Origin of the sequence: Janthinobacterium sp. P210005, from assembly GCF_036231865.1 — a bacterium.
Taxonomy (GTDB): Bacteria; Pseudomonadota; Gammaproteobacteria; order Burkholderiales; family Burkholderiaceae_D; genus Janthinobacterium; species Janthinobacterium kumbetense.
The window spans coordinates 142,478-161,858 of record NZ_JAZARC010000008.1; the positions used below are offsets into that span (position 1 = coordinate 142,478).

Annotated in this window: 15 protein-coding genes; 9 read left to right on the forward strand and 6 right to left on the reverse strand. The window is 63.0% G+C overall.

Translation table 11 applies throughout. The annotated features are described in order from the left end of the window. Window position 1 precedes the first annotated feature (1 nt). The 3 genes from VPH40_RS26075 to VPH40_RS26085 all read right to left on the reverse strand — a co-directional run bounded on the left by VPH40_RS26075 (window position 2) and on the right by VPH40_RS26085 (window position 2,231). On the reverse strand, window positions 2-793 hold the full coding sequence (locus VPH40_RS26075; protein ID WP_034784808.1) for a BPSS1780 family membrane protein: 792 nt from the start codon (window positions 791-793) through the stop codon (window positions 2-4). Window positions 794-795: 2 nt separating this feature from the next. Beyond that, window positions 796-1,752 (reverse strand): homoserine kinase, encoded by a 957-nt coding sequence (locus VPH40_RS26080; protein WP_251351019.1) that lies wholly within the window; start codon window positions 1,750-1,752, stop codon window positions 796-798. Between the two features lie 83 nt (window positions 1,753-1,835). Further along, window positions 1,836-2,231, reverse strand: a complete 396-nt coding sequence (locus tag VPH40_RS26085; RefSeq protein WP_070278239.1) for a hypothetical protein — start codon at window positions 2,229-2,231, stop codon at window positions 1,836-1,838. Between the two features lie 304 nt (window positions 2,232-2,535). On the opposite strand from VPH40_RS26085, the gene polA reads away from it, so the two are divergent. From polA to VPH40_RS26105, 4 genes are all read left to right on the forward strand, one after another. Next, window positions 2,536-5,295, forward strand: a complete 2,760-nt coding sequence (gene polA, locus VPH40_RS26090; RefSeq protein ID WP_328574893.1) for a DNA polymerase I — start codon at window positions 2,536-2,538, stop codon at window positions 5,293-5,295. A 28-nt stretch (window positions 5,296-5,323) separates the two neighbouring features. Beyond that, window positions 5,324-6,208 (forward strand): dienelactone hydrolase family protein, encoded by an 885-nt coding sequence (locus tag VPH40_RS26095; RefSeq protein ID WP_328574894.1) that lies wholly within the window; start codon window positions 5,324-5,326, stop codon window positions 6,206-6,208. Between the two features lie 246 nt (window positions 6,209-6,454). Then, window positions 6,455-7,213 (forward strand): ZIP family metal transporter, encoded by a 759-nt coding sequence (locus VPH40_RS26100; protein ID WP_328574895.1) that lies wholly within the window; start codon window positions 6,455-6,457, stop codon window positions 7,211-7,213. 276 nt (window positions 7,214-7,489) lie between these two features. Further along, window positions 7,490-9,232, forward strand: a complete 1,743-nt coding sequence (locus tag VPH40_RS26105; RefSeq protein WP_328574896.1) for an ABC-F family ATP-binding cassette domain-containing protein — start codon at window positions 7,490-7,492, stop codon at window positions 9,230-9,232. A gap of 43 nt (window positions 9,233-9,275) precedes the next feature. Here VPH40_RS26105 and VPH40_RS26110 read toward each other — a convergent pair whose 3' ends face one another. Genes VPH40_RS26110 through VPH40_RS26120 form a run of 3 tightly spaced genes read right to left on the reverse strand, consistent with a single transcriptional unit; the run spans window position 9,276 to window position 12,221 of the window. Continuing rightward, window positions 9,276-10,127, reverse strand: coding sequence for a sulfurtransferase (locus VPH40_RS26110; protein WP_328574938.1), 852 nt, complete (start codon window positions 10,125-10,127; stop codon window positions 9,276-9,278). Window positions 10,128-10,139: 12 nt separating this feature from the next. Next, window positions 10,140-11,063: a DMT family transporter gene (locus VPH40_RS26115; protein ID WP_328574897.1), complete on the reverse strand. Its 924-nt coding sequence runs from the start codon at window positions 11,061-11,063 to the stop codon at window positions 10,140-10,142. Between the two features lie 57 nt (window positions 11,064-11,120). Continuing rightward, a complete protein-coding gene (locus tag VPH40_RS26120) occupies window positions 11,121-12,221 on the reverse strand; it encodes an aromatic ring-hydroxylating oxygenase subunit alpha (RefSeq protein ID WP_251351025.1) in 1,101 nt (366 codons plus the stop codon). Window positions 12,222-12,626: 405 nt separating this feature from the next. Here VPH40_RS26120 and VPH40_RS26125 point away from each other — a divergent pair, with 405 nt between their 5' ends. From VPH40_RS26125 to VPH40_RS26145, 5 genes are all read left to right on the forward strand, one after another. After that, complete coding sequence (locus tag VPH40_RS26125) at window positions 12,627-12,878, forward strand: exodeoxyribonuclease VII small subunit (RefSeq protein ID WP_099665488.1); 252 nt, start codon at window positions 12,627-12,629, stop codon at window positions 12,876-12,878. A gap of 8 nt (window positions 12,879-12,886) precedes the next feature. Then, window positions 12,887-13,786, forward strand: coding sequence for a polyprenyl synthetase family protein (locus VPH40_RS26130; protein ID WP_328574898.1), 900 nt, complete (start codon window positions 12,887-12,889; stop codon window positions 13,784-13,786). Next, window positions 13,787-15,658 (forward strand): 1-deoxy-D-xylulose-5-phosphate synthase, encoded by a 1,872-nt coding sequence (gene dxs / locus VPH40_RS26135; RefSeq protein WP_289900412.1) that lies wholly within the window; start codon window positions 13,787-13,789, stop codon window positions 15,656-15,658. Window positions 15,659-15,789: 131 nt separating this feature from the next. Next, window positions 15,790-17,931: an FUSC family protein gene (locus tag VPH40_RS26140; protein ID WP_257218743.1), complete on the forward strand. Its 2,142-nt coding sequence runs from the start codon at window positions 15,790-15,792 to the stop codon at window positions 17,929-17,931. Window positions 17,932-18,017: 86 nt separating this feature from the next. Beyond that, window positions 18,018-19,157, forward strand: coding sequence for a cytochrome-c peroxidase (locus VPH40_RS26145; protein ID WP_328574899.1), 1,140 nt, complete (start codon window positions 18,018-18,020; stop codon window positions 19,155-19,157). Window positions 19,158-19,381: the final 224 nt, after the last annotated feature.

Genomic DNA, 19,381 nt, shown 5'->3' on the forward strand with positions numbered 1-19,381 from the left:
ATCAGTCGTTGGGCTTGTCCAGCGACACCGTCTTGCTCTCATCGACGGGCAAGCCGAAGATCTGGCGGTAGGCGGCGTAGAACGAGCAATGCATGATGATGGTCAAGATCATCGACAGCGGCATCATCAGTTGCATCATCAGCGGCGTGCGGCCAAAGATGACGGCCAGCAACTGGCTGGTGACGACGCTGATGGCGAACCAGGTGGCGGCGAAGACGATGAAGGCCGACAGCGAACGCCAGACGGCGAAAAAGCTGAAGAACAGCGCCTTGCCCAGCCCGGTTTGTTTCCAGTAGATCAGCGGTGCGGCAAAGCAGAAGGCCATGGCGGCCGGCACGTACAGCACGATGGCCAGCAGGATGCCGAGGCCCAGGCGCGATTCGGGGATGGCGGTGCGCGCCGCTTCTTCCGTCAATTGCCCCGTGACCAGTTGCCACAGCAAGCCGTCGTCCACCAAAGTCGAGGCGCCGATGGCCACGATGGCCATCAGGATGTACAGCACGCCCAGGCCGAACAGGGAAGGAAAGGCCGGCTTGCGGAAGCCCGAGATCAACAGGCTGGGCAAGACGCGCTTGCCCTGGTCGATGTTCAGGCAGCCTTGCACGAAGGCGACGGAAAAGACGGGGACGAGGATGACGGGCAGCATCTGGCCGAGCACGGGCACGATGCTGACGGCCAGCATGCAGAACATATAGCCGAGAAACAGCATCGACATGCCGCCAGGTTGCTTGCGAAACAGGGCGAAGCCTTGTTTCACCCATTGCCAACCTGTACTTGCAGGTAATTTTTCCATGTTTAAAACAGTTCCGGAGCAGGTGTGGCGATACGTTCGCGCAGAATGCGTTCGAAATGCGTGGGATCGTGCGGGGTCAGCATTTCCGCTTCCCGCGGCTGGTAATAATCGTACAGGCGCGACAGCCAGAAGCGCAGCGCGGCGGCGCGCAGCATCGGTTGCCATGCCGTCTGTTCTTCATGCGTAAACGGACGCACGGCCTGGTAGGCGTCGAGCAGGGCCCGCACTCTTGCCGTGTCGAGCACGCCCGTGGCCAGGTCCACGCACCAGTCGTTGACGGTGACGGCCACGTCGAACAGCCAGGTGTCGCAGCCGGCAAAGTAAAAGTCGAAAAAGCCCGTCAGTTGTTCGCCGTCAAACATGACGTTGTTACGGAACAAGTCGGCATGCACGGGACCGCGCGGGATAGCTTTATACGTATCGCAGGCAGCAAAGGCGTCCTGGAAGTGGATTTCCGCGCGCAGCAAATGGGCTTTGGCATCGTCGAGGTGGTGCAGGACGAGCGGCGTGGTGGTGTTCCACCAGTCCAGGCCCCGCAGATTCGGCTGTTGCAGGGGGAAATCCTGCGCCGCCAGGTGCATCTTCGCCAGCATGGCGCCCACGGCCGCGCAATGCACGGCTTGCGGCGCCATCTGCGAGCTGCCGTCGAGTTTGCTGACGATGGCGGCCGGCTTGCCTTGCAAGGCCGTCACCAGTTCGCCGTCCGCATTGGCGATCGGCGCCGGCACCAGTACGCCCCGGTCCGCCAAATGGCGCATCAGTTGCAGATAAAACGGCAATTGCTCGAAGCTGAGGTTTTCAAAGATCGTCAGCACATACTCGCCGCGCTCCGTGCTCAGGAAGAAATTGCTGTTCTCGATGCCGGACGCGATGCCCTTGAGCGCCAGAGGTTTGCCGAGTGGAAATTGCGTGATCCACTGGCCGATATCGTCCAGGTGTAGCGCGGTAAAAACTGCCATGGGAAAGAGAGGAATGGTCTAAAAGGTCAAAAAAAGCCGGCTGCCCCGCAGGTGGCCGGGGCAGGGCAGAAGAGAGTGGCTGCTTACTTCGCTGGTGCGGGCGGCGCTGGCGCGTCCGCGGCCTCTTCGTCGCGTTGTTTCTGTTTCTTCTTGCCCAGATCAAATTCCAGTACTTTCCATTGCGGGCCGCGCAGGGCGCCGCTGTGGGCCTGGTCGCCGCCGGCGGCCGGCTTCATGTAATAGGTGCTGCCGCCGCTCGTCACTTTCACTTCGGACGTCACGCCCGCTTCGCGTTTTTCGGTAATCTGCTGCTTGGCCGCGGCCGGCGCCACGGTGATGGGCGCTTCGCCCATTTCCTCGATGCGTTCCAGTTGTGGCGGCGCGTCGCTCGGTTTGGCCGGCGTCTGGGCGCTGGCGATGGCCGAACATGCCAGCAGGGGCAGGGCGAGGAATGTCCAGAGTGTCGATGTACGCATCATGATGGGTTCGCTTCCATGTGAGGGACTGCAGCGCGTGCAGTAGTGTAATGCCGTCAATTTATCTATAAGGCATTGTAACAAACTGGTAGGCAATGCTGTTTAATACGGCTGATTAATGTGCCTAAATGGCCGGCAGCGGCGGCCCGCGCGCCCGCACGGGGCCGTCAGGGTGGCAAAAACGCCGGAAACGGCAGGCGTTGCGGCCGGTGGCGCGGCCCTAAACTCTGCGATAATTGGGCGATATTCCGCCCTCCCGCCGCTGTTTCTTCCCGGCTGGCGCGGCTCACCTTATTTTATTGGCATTATGCAAAACACCCTGCTGTTAGTCGACGGTTCCAGTTACCTCTATCGTGCCTTCCATGCGCTGCCCGACCTGCGCAGCCCGGACGGCTATCCCACGGGCGCCATGCACGGCATGGTCAACATGCTGCGCCGCCTGCGCGCCGACTACCCGGCCGCCTATATCGCCTGCGTTTTCGATGCCAAAGGCAAAACTTTCCGTGATGACATGTATCCGGAATACAAGGCCACGCGCGCCTCGATGCCGGACGACCTGCGCCTGCAGATCGAACCGATCCACGAAGCCGTGCGCGCCATGGGTTGGCCGATATTGATGGTCGACGGCGTGGAAGCGGACGACGTGATCGGCACCCTGGCCGTGCAGGCGGCCGCCGCCGGCATGGACGTGGTGGTGTCGACGGGCGACAAGGATCTGGCGCAGCTGGTCAACAGCCAGGTGACCCTGATCAATACCATGAGCAATGAAAAGCTCGATGAAGCGGCCGTGCTGGTCAAGTTCGGCGTGCCGCCGAACCGCATCATCGATTATCTGTCGCTGATCGGCGATACGGTCGACAACGTGCCGGGCGTATCGAAATGCGGCCCGAAGACGGCCGTCAAATGGCTGACCTTGTACGACAGCCTGGAAGGCGTGATGGAAAACGCGGCCAAGGTGGGCGGCGCCGTGGGTGAAAACCTGCGCACGGCCCTGCCATGGCTGCCGCAGGCGCGCGCCTTGATCACCGTCAAGACCGATTGCGACTTGTCCGAACACATGACGACCATCGCCGACTCGCTGGTGGCGAAACACGAAGACAAGGAAGCGCTGCTGGCCTTCTTCCAGCGCTACGGCTTCAAGGCCCTGCTGCGCGAACTGGGCGCCACGCCGCCGCCGATGTCCCCCGTTGGCGCACCGGCAACTGGCGGCGCTGCCGCCAACACGACGGGCGACATGTTTGCCGATGCCGCCCCGGCCGTGGAAGCCGTGTATGAAACCGTGCTGACGGACGAGCAGCTGGACAAATGGATTACCCTGATCGATGCGGCGGCCTTGACGGCCGTCGATACGGAAACCACCTCGCTGGAACCGATGACGGCGCAAATGGTCGGCATTTCCCTCTCCGTGGCAGAGCACGCTGCCTGCTACATCCCGCTGGCCCACGATTACGCGGGCGCGCCGGAACAGTTGACGCGCGAACACGTGCTGGCGAAGCTGCGCCCATGGCTGGAAGATGCGAACAAGCCCAAGCTGGGGCAGAACCTCAAGTATGACAGCCACATCTTCGCCAATCACGGCGTGATTCTGCGCGGCATCGCCCACGATACCCTGCTCGAATCGTATGTGTTCGAATCGCACAAGAAGCACGACATGGACAGCCTGGCCCTGCGCCACCTGAATTACACGACCATCCCGTTCGAGGACGTGTGCGGCAAGGGCGCCAAGCAGATCACGTTCAACCAGGTGGAAGTGGAGCAGGCGGCGAAATACGCGGCCGAGGATGCGGACGTCACCTTGCGTTTGCACAATGCCATGTGGGGCAATGTGGCGAATGATGAGAAGCTGACCTTCATCTATGAAAAGATCGAGATGCCGACGGCCGTGGTCTTGCAAAAGATCGAGCGCAACGGTGTGCTGATCGACGACGAGCTGCTCAACATCCAGTCGGCCGAGCTGGCCGTCAAGATTCTGGAACTGGAAAAGAAGGCGTATGAGCTGGCCGAGCAGCCATTCAACCTGGGTTCGCCGAAGCAGATCGGCGAAATCTTCTTTGACAAGCTGAAACTGCCGGTGGTCAAGAAAACCCCGACGGGCGCGCCGTCGACGGATGAGGAAGTGCTGCAAAAGCTGGCCGAGGATTATCCGCTGCCCAAAGTGCTGCTCGAATACCGCGGCATGGCCAAGCTGAAGTCGACGTATACCGATAAATTGCCGAAGATGATCAACGTCACGACGGGGCGCGTGCACACGAACTATGCGCAAGCCGTGGCCGTCACGGGCCGCCTGGCGTCGAACGACCCGAACCTGCAGAATATTCCCATCCGCAGCGCGGAAGGCCGCCGCATCCGCGAAGCCTTCATTGCGCCGCCGGGCAGCCATATCGTCTCGGCCGACTATTCGCAGATCGAATTGCGCATCATGGCGCACATCTCGGGCGATGAAGCCATGCTGCGCGCGTTTGCCGACGGCATCGACATTCACCGCGCCACGGCCGCCGAAATCTTTGGCGTGCCGGCCGCGGAAGTGCAGAGCGAACAGCGCCGCTACGCCAAGGTCATCAACTTTGGTTTGATCTACGGCATGAGCGCATTCGGCCTGGCCGGTAATCTGGGCGTGGACCGCACGGCCGCGCAAAGCTATATCGACCGCTACTTTGCCCGTTTTTCCGGCGTGAAACAGTACATGGAAGACACGCGCCAGCAAGCGAAGGCGCGCGGCTACGTGGAAACCGTGTTCGGCCGCCGTTTGTGGCTGCCGGAAATCAATTCGCCGAATGGCCCCCGCCGCCAGGGCGCGGAACGGGCGGCGATCAACGCGCCCATGCAAGGCACGGCGGCCGACCTGATCAAGCTGGCCATGATCGCCGTGCAAGGCTGGCTGGAAGCGGACAACTTGCAGACGAAGATGATCATGCAGGTGCACGATGAACTGGTGCTGGAAGTGCCGGACGCCGAGCTGGAACTGGTCAAGCGCAAGCTGCCGGAACTGATGGCGGGCGTGGCTGCGCTGAAAGTGCCGCTGACGGCCGAGGTGGGAATTGGTAAAAACTGGGACGAAGCGCATTAATTAAACACAACATTTTCAGGAGAAACGCATGAGCGACATGATCACCGATTGTGAAAGTTTGCTGGGCCAGAGCAGCTTGTCCGGGCCGGACGGCCGGCGTGGTTTCCTGAAGGCGGCGCTGGGCACGGGTTTTGCCGTGGCCGTGCTGCCCGTGGCGGCGCAAAACGTCGTCAAGACGGATTCCGCCGGACTCGTCACGGGCAGCATGTCGGTGATGGTCGATGGCCAGGCCGTGCCCGTGTATGCGGCGCAGCCGGAAGGCAAGACGGGTTTGCCCGTGGTATTGGTCATTTCGGAAATCTTTGGCGTGCATGAACATATCGCCGACATGGCGCGCCGCTTCGCCAAGCAGGGCTATCTGGCGCTGGCGCCCGACCTGTTCGTGCGCCAGGGCGATGCCACCAAGGTGGCCAGCATTGCCGATTTAATGAAGGGCATCATCGCCAAGACGCCGGACGCGCAAGTGATGGCGGACCTCGATGCTGTTGTTGCATGGGCGAAACAGAATGGCGGCGACACGAGCCGTCTGGGCATCACGGGCTTTTGCTGGGGCGGGCGCATCACCTGGCTGTACGCGGCGCACAATCCGGCCGTCAAGGCGGGCGTAGCCTGGTATGGCCGCCTCGTTGGCGAACCGACTGCCTTGCAGCCGAGCAATCCCATCGATATCGCCGCCAGCCTGAAAGTCCCCGTGCTGGGCTTGTATGGCGGCAAGGATACGGGCATCAGCCAGGAATCGATCGGCAAGATGAAGGATGCGCTGGCCAAGGGCGGCAACCAATCCGAGTTTGTCGTGTATCCCGATGCGGGCCACGCCTTCAATGCCGATTACCGCCCCAGCTATGTGGCGGCCGATGCGAAAGACGGTTATGCGCGTTGCCTGGCCTGGTTCAAAAAGCATGGCGTGGCGTAATGCCACAACAGAAAAATACCGCATTTTCCAGAAATTGACGCGCAAGCTGCACCGGGCTGTAAAATGCCCGGTGCGCGCCAATGCAGTACAATTGCATCTTCATCGCGCGACGCTGCCGCCAAACGCGCAAAAAATTAAACAATAGATAACAACGCATTCATCAGGCCAGACGCCAGCATCGCGGGCGCCAGTGACCCGGCGCCATTTTGAGGTAAGAAAATCATCGATCCCGTCCTTATATCCATTTTGCTCGCGACCACGATCGCGGGCGTGTTCAGCATTACCGCGGCGGCGATCTTTTCGTTTGCATTCCTCTCCAAAGTGGTCGAGCGCATGGTCAGCTTGTCCGTCGGCATCATGTTGTCGACGTCCCTGCTGCACGCCTTGCCCGAAGCGTTCGAATCGCAGGCGGACCCGCGCAGTCTGTTCGCCACCCTGCTGGCGGGCTTGCTGGCCTTTTTCATGCTGGAAAAATTCGCGATTTTGCGCCATTCGCACCACCACGAAGGCGACGGCCACCACCATGCGCACGGCCACGACAAGCACGAAGCGGGCAAGTCCGGCTGGATGATTCTAGTGGGCGACGGCATGCACAACTTTACGGACGGCATTTTGATCGCCGCCGCCTTCCTGGCCGACCCGAAGCTGGGCCTGGTGACGGGCCTGGCCATCATCGCGCATGAAATTCCGCAGGAAATCGGCGACTTCATCGTGCTGCTCAACGCGGGTTTCTCGCGCCTGCGCGCCTACATCTTCAATCTGCTGTGCAGCCTGATGGCGGTGGCGGGCGGCTTGCTCGGCTATTTCACCCTGGACCGCGCCAGCAACCTGATTCCTTACGTGCTCGTGTTTGCCTCGTCCGGCTTCATCTACATCGCCTTGAGCGACCTGATGCCGCAGATGCAGCGCCGCGCCACCTTGCGCGAAACCATCCCGCAAGTGCTGCTGATCGGGCTGGGCGTGTGCATCGTGCTGTTCCTGACGCATAAGCGCCACGGCGGTTGATGTCCGGCACTGCCGGCGCAGTGCTACCTATGCTATATTGCCTTTCTGACTAACTTGCACAGAAAGGAGGAAAATATCATGGAAGAAAACTTGTTGCTCGCCGTATGGCGCGCACGCTCTTTAAGCGCATTTGCCAGCTCTTGCCCACGTTCTATCGCGCTGCGATAACCTGGCCAGAGCAAAGTCACCCTCCCAGACGAGTCCTTTCCTGGTACTCCGTTGTCGTTAGCGCTCCTGTTAACGCGGATGCTTGCATCCCGAACAAAGACAAGAGCCATGACTACCCTGATCTCGACACAAGCTTTACAACTGGACACCCACGACGGTTTCCTCTTCCATGAACTCGCCTTTACCTTGCGCCAGGGCGACCGCATCGGCCTGATCGGCCACAATGGCTGCGGCAAATCCACCTTGCTGGGATTGCTCAGCGGCACGCGTGCAGCCACGTCCGGCACCATCCATTATTCCCGTGCCTGCCGCTTGCAGCATGTGGAGCAGCACTTGCCGCCTGAACTTGCCAGCCTGAGTCTGTACGACGCCTTGCTGGCGCCCGTGCTGGAGCAGCCGGAACTGCATTGGAGGGTTGACAGCCTGCTGGCCGAACTGGGTTTTGATGTTGATACGGCGCAAGTGCCCGTGCACTCGCTGTCCGGCGGCCAGCACACGCGACTGCTGCTGGGGCGTGCCCTGCTGCAAGAACCGAACGTGCTGCTGCTCGACGAGCCGAGCAATCACCTGGACTTGCCGTCGCTGCTGTGGCTGGAGCAATTCCTGCTGGCCTGGCGCGGCGCCTTCATCCTCGTCTCGCACGACCAGCGCTTGCTCGACAACGTGGCCACGCGCAGCTGGATCTTGCGCGACCGCCGGCTCTACGATTTCGACCTGCCGTGCGGCCCCGCGCTGGCGGCGCTGGCCGAGGCCGATATTGCCGCCGCCGCCCGCCATGCGGCCGAACAGAAGGAAATCGACCGCCTGTCTGCCAGCAGCGCCCGCCTGGCCTTGTGGGGCCGCACCTATGACAATGAAGACCTGGCGCGCAAGGCCAAGACCATGCAGCGGCGCATCGACAAGTTGAAGGATGAGCAGTCGTTCGTCAGCGATGGCGCGCCGTGGCGCTTGAGTCTGCGCGGCAAGGCGCTGGCGGCCGACCAGCTGCTGGCGCTCGATGGCCTGGACGTGCGCGCCGTGCCTACGTCTCCCGTGCTGTTCCAGGTCGGCCAGCTGTGGCTGAAACCGGGCGACCGTATCGCCTTGCTGGGCGCCAACGGCAGCGGCAAGTCGTCGCTGCTGCGCCTGTGCTGGCAAGCGATCCAGGCGCAGGAGGAACGTGCGGACTTGCGCTACCACAAGGCGGCAAACATCGGCTATTACGACCAGTCGCTCAAGCAACTGGCCGATACGGCCGACCTGTCCGACGCCCTGTACCCGTTCGCCGTGCAAAACGAGGCTGCGCGCAGCCAGGTGGCGCGCAAGCAGGCGTTGATAGCGGCCGGTTTCCCGTATGCGCGCCATGGCCAGACGGTGGCCACCCTGAGTGGCGGCGAGCGGGCGCGGCTGCTGTTCCTGGGACTGTCGCTGGCCAGTTATCACTTGCTGCTGCTCGACGAGCCCAGCAACCACCTGGACATGCAGGGCAAGGCGGAGCTGGGGCTGGCGCTGCAGGGCTTCGAAGGGGGCTGCCTGCTGGTGTCGCACGACCGCGACCTGATCGAGACGGCGTGCAACCGCTACTGGGTGGTGGCCGATGGCGGGCTGGAAGAGTGGCCCGATGCATCCAGCGCGTATGCACGGCTGAGTCTTGAGGATGGGCAAGCGCCGGCGTCCGCGCCGCGCGTGGAAACGGCTGCGCTTGCGCCAGCGCAAACCGACGTCGACGTCCAGCTGGAACGCTTGTGCGAACTGGAACAATTGCTGGCGGAAGACCTGGCGAGAAAACCGCGCCACCAGAAGCCGGCCAGCCAGCAGGCGTGGCAGGCGGAACTGGAGCAGTTGAATCAAGCGCTGGGGATAACGTCGTAGTTACCCACAGAGCATAAAAAAGCGGACCGAGGTCCGCTTTTTTTTAGTTACCCGTCGCCACGGGCCGCGCCGGATCGGCGCACCATTCGCTCCACGAGCCCGGATACAGGGCTGCGCCAGGCAAGCCCGCCACTTCCAGGGCCAGCAAGTTGTGGCAAGCCGTCACGCCGGAGCCGCATTGCAGGATGGCCGCTTGTGGTGCATCAAACAATGCGTTGAAATCGCGCCGCAGTTCCTCGGCGCTTTTGAAACGGCCGTCTGCTTGTAAATTATCCTTGAAGAAACGGTTTTTCGCGCCGGGGATATGGCCGCCCACGGGGTCGATGGTTTCGTTTTCGCCCCGGTAGCGGTCGGGCGCGCGCGCGTCGATCACCGTCAAGGCCCGGGTTTCCAGGTTGGCGATGACGTCTTGCACGGTCACGGTGCGCGTCAGGCTGGCTTTTTCCGTGAGCTTGCCGGCAGGGCGCGGCGCCACGGGCGTAACCAGCGGCAAGCCCTGTGCCTGCCAGGCGGCCAGGCCGCCGTCGAGCACGGCGACGGCCGGGTGGCCGACCCAGCGCAGCAGCCACCACAAACGGGCGGCGAACATGCCGCCTTGCCCGTCATAGGCGACCACTTGCGTGTCGTCATCGATGCCCCAGCTGCGCAGGGTGGCCAGCAGGGCGTTGCGGTCAGGCAAGGGATGGCGGCCCGTGAAGGCCGCGCCGCGCGCCGTCTTGGGGCCGGACAGGGCCGTGTCGATATCGGCGAACTGGGCGTTCTGGATGTGGCCGGCGGCAAACGCGTCGCTGCCGGCCGTCGGGTTGAGCAAGTCGTGGCGGCAATCGAGGATGACCCAGTTGCTGTCATTCAGGTGGCTGGACAAATCATTGCTGTTGATCAAGGTCGTATACAAGGTCATGACTCCTTACACTTCGCTGGCGATGGGATCCGTGCGCGCGATCGCCGCGCCACGGGTCGTGTTGCGGGTATTGTAATAGGTTGCCGCGATGCCGGAAGCGAGAATGATGCCGATGCCGGCCCAGCCATGCCAGTCGAACAGGTCGCCAAAGATCACCACGCCCCAGAAGCTGGAAAAGACGATACCTGTGTATTGCAGATTGGCCACCACGAGGGTCTTGCCCAGGCGGTAGGCGCGCGTCATGGCCATCTGCGCCATGGTGGCGCACAGGCCGATGGCGGCCAGCAAGCCGATGCCGTAGCCGCTCGTGTGCGCATGCCAGACGACGGGGCCGCTGGCGGCGCTGGCCACGTGGCCGATCACGCCGGCGAGGAAATTGACGACCGAGAAATAGAATACGACCCGGTATTCGGGTTCGCCCAGCAAGCCCAGCTTGCGCACTTGCAGGTAGGCGAGGGCCGACAGCATGCCGGAAATCAAGGCCGTGATGGCGCCGGCCGCCTGGTCCGTCTCGAATACGGGTTGCAGCAGCAGGGTCACGCCGACAAAGCTCATGGCGATGGCCGCCACCAGCGGCCACTCGACTTGCTGCGTTGCCTTCCACCAGCCGCCCGCCAGCAGGATCACGGCGATCCAGATGGGCGCCATGTAATTGAGCGTCATGGCCGTGGCCAGCGGCAGGATGGCGATCGCATAAAACCACAGCCACAGGGCGATCACGCCCACCACGCCGCGCCACAGATGCTGGCCCGGCATCGTGGTTTTAAAACTGCCGCCCTGGTACAAAATCGTGCAGCTCATGACGGTCATGCCGATGATGCCGCGATACATGACGATTTCAGACGTCGAATACATGTCCGACGCCAATTTGACGCACACGCCCATGATGGCAAACATGAAACTTGCAAACAGCATCCAAAGAGATTGCATCTGATTCCTGAAAAACGCGGGGATAAAAAAAGGCCGCACGAGGCGGCCCTTGAGGGATTACAGTTCGATATTGTTGCGGTACCACTCGTGGAAATGCTGCATGCCATCTTCCATCGGCGACTGGTAAGGACCCACTTCGCTCACGCCGCGCGCCATCAGGGCCTTGCGGCCCGCATCCATGCGTTGGGCGATTTCATCGTCCTCGACGCAGGTTTCCATGTAGGCAGCCCGTTCCGCTTCGACGAAGTCGCGCTCGAACAACACAATTTCTTCTGGGTAATAAAACTCCACCACGTTGCGCGTCTTTTGCGGGCCGTCGGGCCACAGGGTAGAGACGACCAGCACGTGCGGATACCATTCGACCATGATGTTCGGATACAGGGTCAGCCAGATGGCGCCATACGGCGGCACTTCGCCGCCGCGGAATTGCAGCACCTGCTCTTGCCATTTCTTGTAAGCAGGTGAGCCGGCTTGCTGCAAGCCGCGGTGCACGCCCACCGTCTGCACGCTGTAATCCTTGCCGAATTCCCAGCGCAGGTCGTCGCAGCTGACGAAGCTGCCCAGGCCCGGGTGGAACGGTTCCACGTGATAGTCTTCCAGATAGACTTCGATGAAAGTCTTCCAGTTATAGTCGCACTCGTGGATTTCCACGTGGTCGAACATGTAGCCGGAAAAGTCGAGGTCTTTCGAGACGGACAAATCTTTCAATTTTTCCATCACGTTGTAGCCATTTTGCTCGAACAGCAAGCCATTCCAGCTTTGCAGCGGCGTTTTCGACAGGTTCAGGCACGGCGTCTCGGGGAAATGCGGCGCGCCGATCAGTTCACCCTTGAGGTCGTAGGTCCAGCGGTGCAGCGGGCAGACGATATGGTTCGCATTGCCGCGGCCATTGAACATCAGCGCCTGCCGGTGGCGGCACACGTTGGACAGCACTTCGATGCCATTGGCGTTGCGCACGAGCATGCGCCCTTCGTTCTCAGACGCCAGGGTCGCAAAATCGCCGGTTTCCGGCACCATCAGCTCGTGCCCGACATAGCGCGGGCCGGCTTGGAACAATTGTTGCATTTCACGCTGCAACAGCGTTTCGTCAAAATAGACGTGGACCGGAAGTTGCGCGTTTGAGCGCGCCAGCTTGGCGTGAGTAGCCAGATCGGACATCCCAACCCCCCATAAATGTACAACGGTCAGCAGTGCCCCAGGCCATTCCCTGGGCAACCGCTACAGAGAGAAAGAATCCGCAAAGACCTGAATTCAAATTTGTTGAAACGGTATTTCGGACAGAACCGGCGATTATAGCGCGGATCGGCCTCGGCATTATCAAAACCCCCCGGCAAATAGGCTTTTAATGAGAAACATTGTCATTTGGCGCGCAATTTCCGGCGCAGAGGGGCGATTCGGCTAAAATCTACTGACAAGCTGGCAACGCTATTGACTTTGAGCGCGTCGATTGCGCTTTAGTTTTCACTTAATAGTGTGGTTTGTTCTAAAATAACGCTTCTATGCTGGCCGGGAATCCCCGGCGTCTCCCTACAAGCCCCTCGTGCCACGAAGAGATCTGAGTCTATGTCGAAGAAATTAACTGCCGCTGCCGCAGTGCCGGCCTCGTTTGAAGAGGCAATGGCGGAACTGGCGCAGCTGGTAACGCAAATGGAAGCGGGCCAGTTGCCGCTGGAAGCATCGGTCGCGGCGTATCAGCGCGGCTCGGAACTGGTCAAGTATTGCGCGACCCAGCTCGACAGTGTCGAAGCGCAGGTGAAAGTACTCGAAGGCGACATGTTGAAACCGTTCGTGGATGCCGGCGAGGCCGCCCAATGATGGCCAGCATGCAACAAGACGGCGTTACCTTCGGCGACTGGATGCAAAGCACCCAGTCCGGCGTGGAAGGCCGGCTCGACCAGTTCCTGCCGGCGGCGGACGCCGTGCCGCACAAGCTGCACGCTGCCATGCGCTATGCGCTGCTGGGCGGCGGCAAGCGCGTGCGCCCGCTGCTGGTGATGGCGGCTGGCGAACTGTTTGATGCCGATCAAGATACCCTCGCGCGCGCTGCTTGCGCGCTGGAAATGATTCACGTGTATTCGCTCGTGCATGACGACATGCCCTGCATGGATGACGATGCCTTGCGCCGTGGCAAGCCCACCGTGCACATCGCCTACGACGAGGCGACGGCCCTGCTGGTGGGTGACGCGCTGCAATCGCAGGCGTTCATGCTGCTGGCCGACGGCGCGGCGATTCCTCCCGCGCGGCAAATGGCCATGATCAAGCTGCTGGCGCACGCCTCCGGTTCTGCCGGCATGTGCGGCGGCCAGGCGATCGACCTCGACAGTGTCGGCCTGGCCTTGACCCTGCCGCAGCTGGAACAGATGCATCAACTCAAAACGGGCGCCTTGCTGCGCGCGGCCGTGATTCTCGGCGCGCTGGCCGGCAAGGACTTGACGGCGGACGAGATGACGGCGCTGAACGCGTATGCGCGCGCCGTGGGCTTGGCGTTCCAGGTGGTCGACGACGTGCTCGACGCAACAGCCGATTCGGCCACCCTGGGCAAGACGGCAGGCAAGGATGCGGCCGCCAACAAGCCCACCTACGTATCGATACTGGGGCTGGCACCATCGAAAGCCCTGGCAGAACAATTGCGGTGCGACGCCCATGCGGCGCTGGCGCCATTCGGGGACAAGGCACGCCGTTTGCGCGAGCTGGCGGACCTGGTCGTGCAGCGGAAGGCATAAATGAAACTGTTAGAAACCATCAATGAACCAGCGCAAGTGCGCAAGCTGGCCCGCTCGCAACTGGTGCCGCTGGCCCAGGAATTGCGCAGCTTCCTGCTCGATTCCGTTTCCAAGACGGGCGGCCACCTGTCGTCCAACCTGGGCACGGTCGAGCTGACCGTCGCGCTGCATTACGTCTTCAACACGCCGCACGACCGCATCGTCTGGGACGTGGGCCACCAGACCTATTCGCACAAGATCCTCACGGGCCGCCGCGAGCGCATGCACACCCTGCGCCAGAAAGACGGCATTTCCGGCTTCCCGAAGCGCGACGAGAGCGAATACGACACCTTCGGCACGGCGCACTCGTCGACGTCCATTTCCGCCGCGCTGGGCATGGCGCAAGCGGCCAAGATCAAGGGCGACCCGCTGCACGCAATCGCCGTGATCGGCGACGGTTCGATGACGGCCGGCATGGCTTTCGAAGCGATGAACAATGCGGGCGTGCAGGAAGACGTCAATCTGCTGGTAATTCTGAACGACAACGACATGTCGATCTCGCCGCCCGTGGGCGCGCTGAACCGCCACCTGGCGCGATTGATGTCGGGCCAGTTCTATGCGGCCGCGAAAAACGTCGGCAAGTCCGTCTTGCCCGGCCCCGTGCTGGAACTGGCGAAGCGCTTTGAAGAGCATGCCAAGGGCATGGTCGTGCCCGCCACCATGTTCGAAGAATTCGGTTTCAACTACATCGGTCCCATCGACGGCCACGACCTCGATTCGCTGATCCCGACCTTGCAAAATATCAAGCAATTGAAGGGTCCGCAATTCCTGCACGTGGTGACCAAGAAGGGGCAAGGCTACAAGCTGGCCGAAGCGGAACCGATTCTGTACCACGGCACGGGCAAGTTCAACCCGGCCGAAGGCATCAAGCCGGCCACGGCGCCCGCCAAGATGACGTACACGGAAGTGTTCGGCAACTGGCTGTGCGACATGGCCGCGCACGACAAGCGCCTGGTGGGCATCACGCCGGCCATGCGCGAAGGCTCGGGCATGGTCAAGTTCGAACAGAAATTCCCGACCCGCTACTTCGACGTCGGCATTGCCGAGCAGCATTCCGTGACGTTCGGTGCGGGCCTGGCTTGCGAAGGCTTGAAACCCGTCGTGGCCATCTATTCGACCTTCCTGCAGCGCGCCTACGACCAGCTGATCCACGATGTGGCCCTGCAAAACCTGGACGTGACGTTCGCGCTGGACCGCGCCGGCCTCGTGGGCGCCGACGGCGCCACGCACGCGGGCAACTACGACATGGCGTTCCTGCGCTGCATCCCGAACATGGTCATCATGGCCGCGTCGGATGAAAACGAATGCCGCCAAATGCTGACCACGGGCTACCACTATCCTGGCCCGGCCGCCATCCGCTATCCGCGCGGCGCCGGCGCGGGTGTGGCCATCGTGCCGGAACTGACCAGCATCGAGATCGGCAAGGGCGAGATCAAGCGCCAGGGCCAGCGCATCGCCATCCTGGCCTTCGGTTCGATGGTGGCGACTAGCGTGGCGGCGGGCGAGAAGCTCGACGCGACGGTGGCCAACATGCGCTTCGTCAAGCCGCTCGACGTGGCATTGGTGAAACAGCTGGCTGCCGAGCACGATTACCTGGTGACGGTGGAAGAGGGCTGCATCATGGGCGGCGCCGGCTCGGCCGTGGCCGAGGCCCTGGCGGCGGAGGGCATCGTCAAGCCTATCCTGATGCTGGGCTTGCCCGACACCTTCATCGACCATGGCGACCCCGTGCAGCTGCTGAAAAGCGTGGGCCTGGACGCCAGCGGCATCGCCGCCTCGATCGAACAGCGTTTTGGCGGCACGCAGCCGCCGCGCCTGGCAGCTGTCAGCTAAGCTGGCTTGCATACGGAAAAGCGACACCGCGGTGTCGCTTTTTTTTCGCTCCCGGGGATTTTACGCTGCACTGCAACATTTTTCGCTCGGGAATGCTACGATGACGCTTTGATACCCTTTCAAAGTCCAACTTGTATCTCAGGAAACTTCACCGCCGTTCGCGCGCACTGGCCGGCCGCTGGCTGACGGGCGTGCACGCCTATACCGACACCCTGGCGCAGCGCCGTCCCCTGTGGATGGTCAGCCTGGCCATCGATGAAACGAACCTGTCCGAAGGCTTGCGGGCCGCGTGCGCCTCGAGCGCCATGCTGCTGCTGGGCCTGCTGTTCGACCATCCCGATTTTTCCTGGGCCGCCATCGGCGCCTTCTGGACGTGCCTGGCCGACGCGGCCGGCACGCGGCGCATGCGCTTCGTCTCGATGGTGGGCTTCGGCTTGCTGTCGACCGTGGCCGGCGGCCTGACGGCGCTGGCGGCCGGCCATGGCGTGGCGACGGCCGCCATCGCCGTGCTGCTGTTTTCCTGGGCCGGCGCGCTGGCGCGCATCTGGGGCGCGGCCACGGCGCAGGTGGCCATCCTGGCCGCCACGGCGTGCGTGGTGATGGTCACGCATCCGCTGGCATCGATGACGCAGACGGCGCCTTTCCTGGGCCTGTACATGTTCGGCTGCCTGTTCGCCACCGTGCTCAGTTTTACCGTCTGGCGCATCCACCCATTCGGCCCGAGCCGGCGCGCCATCCGCGCCGCGTATTCGCGCCTGGCCGGCATCGCGCGCGACAATGCGCGCTTCCTCGCACATGATGCGGCGCAGGCGGACGTTGCCGCGCATGGCGCCAGCTACCGTTCGCAGGCGCGCGCCGCGCTGGAAGCGGCGCGCGTGGCGCTGGCCGCCGTACCGCCCGCGCGCGCGGGCCGCAGCGCCCTGTACGACAACCTGCTGCTGGCGCTCAGCGACGCCGAGCGCATCTTCGCCTATCTGATCGCCGTCACGCATACGTGCGAGCGCGAGCAGCAGCGCCTGCGCCAGGACCCGCGCGCGCGGCGCAGCCTGGAAGTGATGGCCGTGCTGCTGCGCCGCCTGGGGCAAGCCGTGCAGCGCCAGCCGGAAACGCCGCCCCTGGAATTGCAGCGCCGCCTGGCTGGCTGCGGACGGCGCCTGGAAGCGGCGCTGGGCGCCTTGCTGCCGCTGCGCCTGAACGTGGACTTCATGGAGCTGGGCTTGCCGCGCGCGGCGCAGCTGCCGTGGCGCGAGGCGGCTTTCCTGGCGCTGGGGCAGGCGTGGCAGACGGCGAAAGTCAACGCCACGCCGCAGTCGCTGAGCTGGCGCCATGCGGCGCGCGTGTCGCTGGCGACGACGGCCGGCTTCCTGCTGGTCGAGGCCTTGCACATTCCGTTCGGCTACTGGGCCACCATGGCGACCTTATTGATACTGCAGCCGTCCGTGTCGACCACCTGGCCGCGCGGCATCGAGCGGGTGGCGGGCAGCGTGCTGGGCGCCGTGCTGGCCGTGCTGATCGGCCTGGTCATTTACACGCCGCTGGGCATCTCGCTCGTGGTGTTTCCCCTGATCGTCGCTACCATGGCCTTGCGCCGTGTCAGCTACAGCCTGCACGTGCTGTTCATGACGCCCGCCTTCGTGCTGGTGGCCGACTATGCGGCGCCGGCCAGCGAGATGGTGTATGCGATGAGTCGCTTGGGCAACAATGTGCTGGGCTGCGTGCTGGCCTTGCTGGCCACGTTTTTCCTGTGGCCCGACCGCGAGGCGGACGACCTGGATCAGCGCCTGGCGAAAGCCGTGTCGGCCAACCTGAAATACCTGCTGGCCGTGCTGGCGGCGGGCGGAAAGTGGGACAGCGCCATCGCGCGCCTGCGCCGCGAGGCGGGCCTGGCCAGCAATAACGCGGAACAGGTCTTGCAGCGCTTGCGCATCGAGCGCCGCCTGGACCGCAGCAGCGGCGTGGGCCTGGCGGCCCTGCGCACCTTGCCGCTGCTGCGCCGCGTGGCGGGCAGCACGGCGCGCATCAGCCTGAGTCCCCAGGCCGAGCCGGCGCCGCCCGCACTGCAGCAGTGGATCGCCGGCGTCAGCGGGGAAATCGATGCCTTGCTGCGCGGCGCCGCCGACGCCAGCGCGCCTGGTCCCTGCGTTGCCGACAGCCTGACGCCGCTGCAGGCCGATGCCGTGGCGCAGGTGCAGTTGCTGCGCGGCTTGCTGCGCGAACATGTGCAGGCGCAGGCGGAGGAAACGCCGGGAAAATTGACGCAGATCGCCGAATAGACAAGCCCTGTCCCCTTTCGCTGTGCTGCTGCCATGTTGCTGGTTATCATTGGTCGAAGCCAGCGTACAAAAGAGGAATGAGCGACGTGTATAGATTTACAACAGGAAAGACCGGATGGGTGGCCGCAGCGCTGCTGGCCATGACAGTGGGATTGCCTGCAGGAGGGGATGCGGCGGCGCGCGAAGCCACTACCACCGTTTGCGCCACGCCGGCGGGCTGGAATGCAGCCTGTCTGCGCCAGGCGTATGCCCGTCCCATTGCCGACTGGCCCCGTCCGCACCTGCCCGTCGGCGTGGCCGCCGCGGAAATGGCACCCGTCTCGGCCATACCTGTGCCGCCCGTGGCGCCGGCCGTCGCGGCGCTGGGGCAGCGTCTGTTCAACGACCCGCGCTTGTCGCGCGCGAACGCGGTGGCCTGCATCAGCTGCCACAGTCCCGACCACAGCTTTGCCGACAGCAAGCGCGTTTCCGTGGGACACGAAGGCCGGCTGGGCCAGCGCAATGCGCCGGGCCTGCTGGGCGTGGCGCAGGTCAGGATGCTGTTCTGGGATGGCCGCGCCGCCACCCTGGAAGAGCAGGCGCTGGGCCCCTTGCAGCATCCGGATGAAATGGCGGCCGTGGCTGCGCAATTGCCCGCCAAGCTGGCCGCACAGGGCGACTACCCGGCGCAGTTCGACGCGGCTTTTGGCCAGGGCGCCGGCGTGACCTTGCCGCGCATCCTGACGGCGCTGGCCGACTACCAGCGCACCCTGCTGCCGCCCGTCACGCGTTTCGATACCTTCCTGGAGGGCGAACGCACGGCCTTGAACGACCGCGAGCTGCTGGGCCTGCACCTGTTCCGCACCAAGGCGCGCTGCATGACTTGCCACAGCGGCGCCTTGCTGACGGACCAGCAATTCCACAACCTCGGGCTGAGCAATTACGGCAGCCGCAAGTATGAAGACCTGGGGCGCTACCTGGTGACGGGCAAGAATGAGGACGTGGGCAAGTTCCGCACGCCGGGGTTGCGCGGCGTGGCGCAATCGGGGCCGTGGATGCACAATGGCGCGTTCGCGCAGATGGTGGGCATGTTGAACATGTATAACGCGGGCATGTCGCGCCCCGTGCCGCAGAACGCACAGCAGGCGGCCGATCCGAAGTTTCCCGTCACGTCGCCCCTGTTGCAGCGCTTGCAGCTGACGTCCGATGAAATCATCGCCTTGAAGAGTTTTCTGGAAGTGCTGTAGCCGCTCGGCCGGCTGCGCCCGCAGCCGGCCTTTACTTGCTTGCGGCGCCGATATTGTATAGACGTTTGGCGCCTCCCAATCTCTCCAAATTCCACATTCAAGAGGCTTTCCCGATATATTTTCTAAATTGGAAATTTATCGAAAGGAAACGTTGACTCTAAAATAAGTGCGGTCTATATTCGATTTTGTACGATATAAATTCTATAAGGTAATAAGCAGCTAAG